Origin of the sequence: Streptomyces flavofungini, from assembly GCF_041028215.1 — a bacterium.
Classification (GTDB): Bacteria; Actinomycetota; Actinomycetes; order Streptomycetales; family Streptomycetaceae; genus Streptomyces; species Streptomyces flavofungini_B.
The window spans coordinates 1-6,850 of record NZ_JASKYR010000398.1; the positions used below are offsets into that span (position 1 = coordinate 1).

General features: G+C 73.6%; 7 protein-coding genes. 6 read left to right on the forward strand and 1 reads right to left on the reverse strand.

Annotated features, from left to right (window positions below; translation table 11 throughout):
* The coding region (locus AB8Z36_RS24870) for a winged helix-turn-helix transcriptional regulator (RefSeq protein WP_369215596.1) at nucleotides 1–476 on the reverse strand (476 nt) is incomplete at its 3' end.
* Between the two features lie 84 nt (nucleotides 477–560).
* Between AB8Z36_RS24870 and AB8Z36_RS24875 the strand changes: the two genes are divergently transcribed.
* The 6 genes from AB8Z36_RS24875 (at nucleotide 561) to AB8Z36_RS24900 (ending at nucleotide 6,562) form a co-directional block, all read left to right on the forward strand.
* Nucleotides 561–1,772: a pyridoxal phosphate-dependent aminotransferase gene (locus AB8Z36_RS24875; protein ID WP_369215597.1), complete on the forward strand. Its 1,212-nt coding sequence runs from the start codon at nucleotides 561–563 to the stop codon at nucleotides 1,770–1,772.
* A 32-nt stretch (nucleotides 1,773–1,804) separates the two neighbouring features.
* A complete protein-coding gene (locus AB8Z36_RS24880) occupies nucleotides 1,805–2,407 on the forward strand; it encodes a peptidase (RefSeq protein ID WP_369215598.1) in 603 nt (200 codons plus the stop codon).
* A 35-nt stretch (nucleotides 2,408–2,442) separates the two neighbouring features.
* Nucleotides 2,443–3,678 carry an FAD-dependent monooxygenase gene (locus AB8Z36_RS24885; protein ID WP_369215602.1) on the forward strand — a complete coding sequence of 412 codons (1,236 nt, stop codon included), beginning with the start codon at nucleotides 2,443–2,445 and terminating at the stop codon, nucleotides 3,676–3,678.
* An 83-nt stretch (nucleotides 3,679–3,761) separates the two neighbouring features.
* Nucleotides 3,762–5,069 (forward strand): VWA domain-containing protein, encoded by a 1,308-nt coding sequence (locus AB8Z36_RS24890; RefSeq protein WP_369215599.1) that lies wholly within the window; start codon nucleotides 3,762–3,764, stop codon nucleotides 5,067–5,069.
* Complete coding sequence (locus AB8Z36_RS24895) at nucleotides 5,069–5,857, forward strand: hypothetical protein (protein ID WP_369215600.1); 789 nt, start codon at nucleotides 5,069–5,071, stop codon at nucleotides 5,855–5,857. Before AB8Z36_RS24890 ends, AB8Z36_RS24895 begins: the two co-directional genes overlap by 1 nt.
* 111 nt (nucleotides 5,858–5,968) lie before the next feature.
* Nucleotides 5,969–6,562: a histidine phosphatase family protein gene (locus AB8Z36_RS24900; protein WP_369215601.1), complete on the forward strand. Its 594-nt coding sequence runs from the start codon at nucleotides 5,969–5,971 to the stop codon at nucleotides 6,560–6,562.
* Nucleotides 6,563–6,850 lie beyond the last annotated feature (288 nt).

A 6,850-nucleotide genomic window follows, 5' to 3' on the forward strand; every position in this document is an offset into this window, starting at 1 on the left:
TCCCCCACCCGTACGTGGAACTCGCCCTCCGCGAGCCGCACCTGCACGACGCCCGGCGCCCCGAGCCCCGCGAGGACCGGCAGCAGCGGCAGCGCGAACCAGTGCGCGCGGACCGCGTCGGTGGGTCCGCGCTCCGCGAGGGCGGGCGTGCCCCAGGCCGCGAGGGCCCGCAGGACCGGCAGCAACTCCTGTCCCCGGGCGGTGAGTTCGTACACGGAGGCCGCCGCGGGCGGGGGCAGTCTGCGGCGGGTGACCAGGCCCTGCTGCTCCATGTCCTTCAGGCGCGAGGCGAGGACGTCGGTGCTGACGCCCGGCAGGTCGGCGTGGAGGTCGGTGTAGCGACGGGGCCCGGCGAGCAGCTCCCTGACGATCAGCAGGGTCCAGCGGTCCCCGACGGAGTCGAGGCCGCGGGCGACCGCGCAGTACTGGTCGTAGCTTCGGCGGGAGCGGGCGGACGGCCGTGGCTGAGGTGGCATGCGACATAGTCTAGGCAAGTTGTTGGACTTTCCAAGCGGGGACTTGGTAAAACCAAGTAACACACGTCACGGGAGGCGCACCGCATGGAGTTCCGGCAGTCGAGCAAGCTCAGCGATGTCTGTTACGAGATCCGGGGCCCCGTCATCGAGCACGCCAACGCCCTGGAGGAGGCGGGCCACAGCGTCCTGCGCCTCAACACCGGCAACCCCGCGCTCTTCGGCTTCGAGGCGCCCGAGGAGATCGTCCAGGACATGATCCGGATGCTCCCGAACGCGCACGGCTACACGGACTCGCGCGGCGTCCTCTCCGCCCGCCGCGCGGTCGTCCAGCGCTATCAGGCGCTCGGCATCGACGAGGTCTCCGTGGACGACGTCTTCCTCGGCAACGGCGTCTCCGAGCTGGTCACCATGGCCGTGCAGGCGCTCCTCGAGGACGGCGACGAAGTACTCATCCCCGCCCCCGACTTCCCCCTGTGGACGGCCGTGACGACCCTCTCCGGGGGCAAGGCCGTGCACTACGTGTGCGACGAGTCCGCGGAGTGGTACCCCGACCTCGACGACATGGCCGCGAAGATCACCGACCGCACCAGGGCCGTCGTGATCATCAACCCGAACAACCCCACCGGCGCCGTCTACCCCAAGGAGGTCCTTGAGGGCATCCTCGACCTCGCCCGGCGGCACGGCCTGATGGTCTTCGCCGACGAGATCTACGACCAGATCCTGTACGACGACGCCGTGCACCACAGCGTCGCCGCCCTCGCCCCCGACCTCGTCGTCCTCACCTTCTGCGGGCTCTCCAAGACCCACCGGGTGGCGGGGTTCCGCTCCGGCTGGCTGGTCGTCACCGGGCCGCGGCAGCACGCCAGGAGCTATCTGGAGGGGCTGACGATGCTCGCCTCCATGCGGCTCTGCCCGAACGCCCCCGCGCAGTACGCCATCCAGGCGGCGCTCGGCGGGCGGCAGTCCATCCATGAGCTCACCGCGCCCGGCGGCCGGCTGCGCGAGCAGCGCGACCGCGCCTGGGCGAAGCTGAACGAGATCCCGGGCGTCTCCTGCGTGAAGCCCAAGGGCGCCCTCTACGCCTTCCCGCGCCTCGACCCGAAGGTGCACCCGATCCACGACGACGAGAAGTTCGTCCTCGACCTGCTGCTCCAGGAGAAGATCCAGGTCGTGCAGGGCACCGGCTTCAACTGGGCGCGTCCCGACCACTTCCGCATCCTGACCCTCCCTTACGCTGACGACCTGGACGCGGCGATCAGCCGCATCGGCCGCTTCCTCAGCGGCTACCGCCAGTAGTCGGCGGTCCGCCACGGCCCACCGGGAGCGACGTGCCCCTCTGCCCCACCTGCGGTACGGCCTCCCGTACCCAGTTCGCCTCGCCCGGCCTCGTCGGACCCATCGTGTACGAGGACTTCGACCGCGCCGCCGACCCCGCCTGGCGGGAGTCCGGCGCCGCCACCGTCGAGGACTACGCCCGCTGGTGCGGCCACCTCTGCGGCATGACGTGCTATCAGATGGCGCTCGGCGCGGACGCGCCCTCCCTCTTCGCGCTGCGCGACGGCGCCCTGAAGTACGGCGCGTACACCGAGGAGGACGGGCGGATCCGCGGCATGGTCTACGCCCCGTTCGCGGCGTACGCCCGCGAGGCGCACGGCGTCGACGCCACCGTCCACCGGCATCTGACCGTCGCCGGGATCGGGACACTCCTGGACGAGGGGCGGCGGGTGATCGCCTCCGTGCACTTCGAGATCCGCCGCCCGCACCGGCCCGCGCCCGGCAGGGGCGGCCACCTGGTCCTTGTCACCGGCCGCACCGCCGAGGGCCTGCACTTCCACAACCCCTCGGGCGTCGACGCGGCGACCAGGACCGCCACGCTCACCGCCGACGAGTTCGAGCCGTTCTTCGCCGGGCGCGGGGTATCGCTCCGCTGACAGGCGGTCATGCGGGCTGCCAGGCTGGCCCGATGATGCGTGGGGGCAGGGTCGCCGTCGTGGGAGGCAGCGTCGCGGGGTGCGCGTCGGCGCTGGCCGCGCACCGCGGCGGGGCCGATGAGATCACCGTGTACGAACGCGCCGCGGACGACCTCGCGGACCGTGGTGTGGGCCTCGCGGTGCACGACGCGCGGTACGCCGAGCTGGAGTCCGCCGGTTATCTGCACGCGGGCATGGCGTGGGTGCAGATGGAGCGGCGGCGCTGGTACGTGCGCGACGGCTCGACGGCCGACCCGCTGGGCCGGACGATCGCCGAGACGCCCTTCCCCTTCCGTACGTACAACTGGGGGCCGCTCTGGCGGGAGCTGCACGGCCGCCTCCCGAAGACCGCCGTCCTCCGGACGGCCACGCCGGTGGAGACGCTGCGCCCCGGGCCCGAAGGCACCGCGGTCGGGACCGCCACGGGAGAGGAGCGCTACGACCTGGTCATCGGCGCCGACGGCTACCGCTCGACGGTCCGCGCGGCCGTCTTCGGCGATGTAAGGCCCGCCTACGCCGGATATCTGGCCTGGCGCGGCGCCCTCCCGGAGAGCCGCCTCGCCGATCCGTCCCCGTGGCCGGACGAGGTCTGCGCGTACGCCGTCTTCCCCGGCGGCCACCTCATCGTCTACCGCATACCCGACGGCTCCGGCGGACGCCGCGTCAACTGGGTGCTCTACACCTCGCCACCGCCGGACCTCGACCTCGGGCTCGGGCTCGGCCGCGGCCTGCGGCTCACCGGCCCCACGAGCCTGCCGCCCGGCGGCCTGACCGAGGCGCTCACCGCGCATCTGCGGCACGTGGCCGACGAGCTCCTGCCGCCGTTCTGGGGCGCGCTGCTGCACGTCACGGCGCCCGCCGAGCGCTTCCTCCAGCCCATGTACGACTTCGCGGCGCCGCGCTGCTCGGCGGGCCGGGTGCTCCTGACCGGCGATGCCGCCGCGGTGGCCCGGCCGCACACGGGCGCGGGCGCGGTGAAGGCGCTCCAGGACGCGACGGCCCTGGAGTCCGCCCTCGCCTCGGCGGACACCTGGGACGAGGCCGTGGCCGCGTACGACGGCGAGCGCACCCCCTCCGGGCGCGCGATGGTGGACCTCGGGCGCCGCCTCGGCGACGCGCTGGTCCTGGCCACGCCCGACTGGCGCACCATGGACCAGACGGCGCTGGAGACCTGGTGGAGGCGGGCGGACGGAGCCGGGGCGTTCGGCGGGCGTGTGCTGCGGCCCTCGTAGGGCACACGGGGTCAGGCCAGGGCGTCACTCACCGTTCTGACGCCGTTTTGGGAATGGGCCGCCGTGATCAATAGGATCCGGCGATGATCACAAGACAACGGCCGGCGGCGTGGGCTCTCGCCCTGCTCGCCGCCCTGACCGCCGGGATCGTCACGGCGGGCCCCGCGGCAGCCGACGACGACGGCGGCGACGAACCCGCACAGCCCTCCCCCAAGGTCGAGCTGGTCCTCGACGTCAGCGGCTCCATGCGGGCCCGCGACATCGACGGCAAGTCCCGCATGGCCGCCGCGAAGCAGGCCTTCAACGAGGTGCTCGACGCCACTCCGGACGAGGTCGCCCTCGGCATCCGCACCCTCGGCGCCAACTACCGCGGCGACGACCGCAGGACCGGCTGCAAGGACTCCGAGCTGCTCTACCCCGTGGAGCGGCTCGACAAGGCGGGCCGCACGGACGCCAAGACCGCGGTCGCGACCCTCGCGCCGACCGGCTGGACGCCCATCGGCCCGACGCTGCTCAAGGCCGCCGACGACCTGACGGACGACACCGCCGAGCGCAGCCGCCGCATCGTGCTGATAACCGACGGCGAGGACACCTGCCAGCCCCTCGACCCGTGCGTGGTGGCCCGCGAGATCTCCGCCAAGGGCATCCACCTCACCATCGACACGCTGGGCCTTGTGCCGGACGCCAAGACCCGCGACCAGCTCAGCTGCATCGCGGAGGCGACCGGCGGCACCTACACCTCGGTCCGGCACACCGATGAACTCGCGGGCCGCGTCAAGCAGCTCGTCGACCGCGCGGCCGACCCGGTCGTCACCCCCGTCGAGGCCAGGGGCGCCGCCCAGTGCACCGACGCGCCCGAGCTGAAGTCGGGCCTCTACACCGACCGCGAGAAGTTCGGTGAGCACCGCTGGTACCGCGTGCAGGTCCCCGCGGGCAGGGAGCTGCGCGCCTCGGTGAGCGTCTCGGCCGACCGCGCCGTCGACCCCGACTACGGCGTACTGCTGCGGGCAGAGACGGCGAACGGGCGCGAGATCGTACGCGGCCAGGAGTCCGGCGACGGACGCACCGATGTGATCTCGACGGGTCTGCGCTACCCGCGGCCCGAGGCGGACGACGCCGACGAGGACGACAAGTACGGTGCGAGCGAGACCGTCTGCCTGCGCGTCAGCAACTCCTTCTCCGCGCCCGCCTCGGTGAAGCGATCGCCGGGCCTGCCCGTCGAGCTCGCCGTCGACCTGGTCGACTCCCCCGACGAGGCGTCCGACGTGGCGCACTTCGGGCTCGGCCACGGCTGGTGGCTGCTCGGCCTGCTCGTGCTCGTCGGCTTCCTCGCCGGGCTGATCTGGGGCTGGCTCTCGCGCTGGCGTTTCGCGGTCTGGAGGACCAACTGATGCGTACGACAACGCTGCTGGGCCGCGCGGCCCTGCTGGCGGGCGCCGCCCTGCTGGCCCTCACCGGCACCGCGACCGCCGCCGACGGCGACGCCGACGACACGGGCGACGCCCCCTCGGAGGCGGGCACGTCCTTCCGCACCGCCACCGCGATCCGCCAGGACCAGGAGGCCACCGCCGAGGCGTCCACGGGCGACTACCTGTACTGGGCGTTCCCCGTGGACACCGGGCAGCGCGCCACCGTGCACGCCACGGTGAAGCTGCCGGAAGCCGCCGCCCGGCACGCGGCCTCCACCTGGCAGGTCGACGTCTACGACGGGCTCAAGCGCCGCCAGGCCTGCCGTCTCGGCACGCCGAAGCGGACGGCCGCGCAGGACGCCGCTTCGGTGTCCCTGTCCTGCTCGCTGCGGACGGTCAGGGCCTGGTCGGAGCAGTGGGCGAACGACCCGCTGCCCGGCACGTACTACCTGCGCCTGACGGTCACCGGCCTCAAGGCCGACGACCTCGGCCTGCCGGTGCGCACCGAGGTCAAGGTCACCGCCACGGACGCGGGTGGCGCGCAGGCCGTGGACGGGGCGCTCGCTGAGCCGCTGGTGCCGGGCGCGGGTTCGGACAAGCAGCGGCCCGCCGAGGTCACCGAGCCGGAGGACGGCTGGTCCTCCGGATGGTGGTCCTCGCGCTGGCTCTGGACGGGCGCCGGCGGTGTCCTCGCGGCCCTCGCGGGCGTCGGCGGCTACGCCCTCACCCGCGGTTCCGGCCGCCCGGCACGGGTGCCCCAAGGTCTCTGAACCGGCCTTGACGCGCGTCCCGGCGGGCAGCCGACCTGCGGGGCATGGCAGTCTCGGGGGTGGCGGCGCCGGACGGCACCGCCACCCCCGAGAGAACAGGACTGGCGCGACATGGGCGATCTGCTCCTCGTCCGGCACGGCGAGACGGAGTGGTCCCTGTCCGGACAGCACACGAGCTGGACGGACATCCCCCTGACGGACAACGGCAGGGAGCAGGCCCGTTCGCTCGCCCCGCTCATCGGCAGGTTCCGGATCGGGGCGGCGTTCACCAGCCCGCGGCAGCGCTCGCGCGAGACCGCGGAGCTCGCCGGGTTCCCGGACGCGCGCGTCGACCCCGACCTCGCCGAGTGGGAGTACGGGGCCTACGAGGGCATCACGACCGTCGAGGTCCACCGCACCCGGCCGAACTGGTACCTCTTCGAGGACGGCGTCGCCCTCGGCCCGCCGGACCACCCCGGCGAGAACCCGAAGCAGGTGGGCGAGCGCGCCGACCGCATGCTGGCCAAGGTGGACGCGGCCCTCGCCAACTACGAGGGCAGCGTCGTCCTCTTCGCCCACAGCCACTTCCTCCGCGTCCTCGCGGCCCGCCGCCTGGGCCTGCCCCCGTCGGGCGGCTCGATGTTCCTGCTGGCCACGGGGACGGTGTGCCGGTTGAGCACCGAGCATGGGCGGCCGGTGGTGGCGAGCTGGAACCTGCGGCCGTAGCGCGGGTCCACAACGCCGGGGCCGCACCCGTCCGACTGCCGCTGGGGCCGCGCGCCGTCGGGGCAGCCGGGGCGCGTTGTCAGTGCCACAGGGCACTATCGGTAGGGCCGGGAAGGACCGGCGTGCGGGACGACCGGGGGAAGGGGTGCGGGCACGATGAGGCCACTGACGGCCGCCCAGCGGCGGATCATCGAGGCCGCGGACCCGGAGACGGGCCGGTTGTCCGGGACCGAGTCCCAGCTCATGGCCCTGGTCCGGGCCCGCCTGGCCTTCCGCCACCCCCGGCCC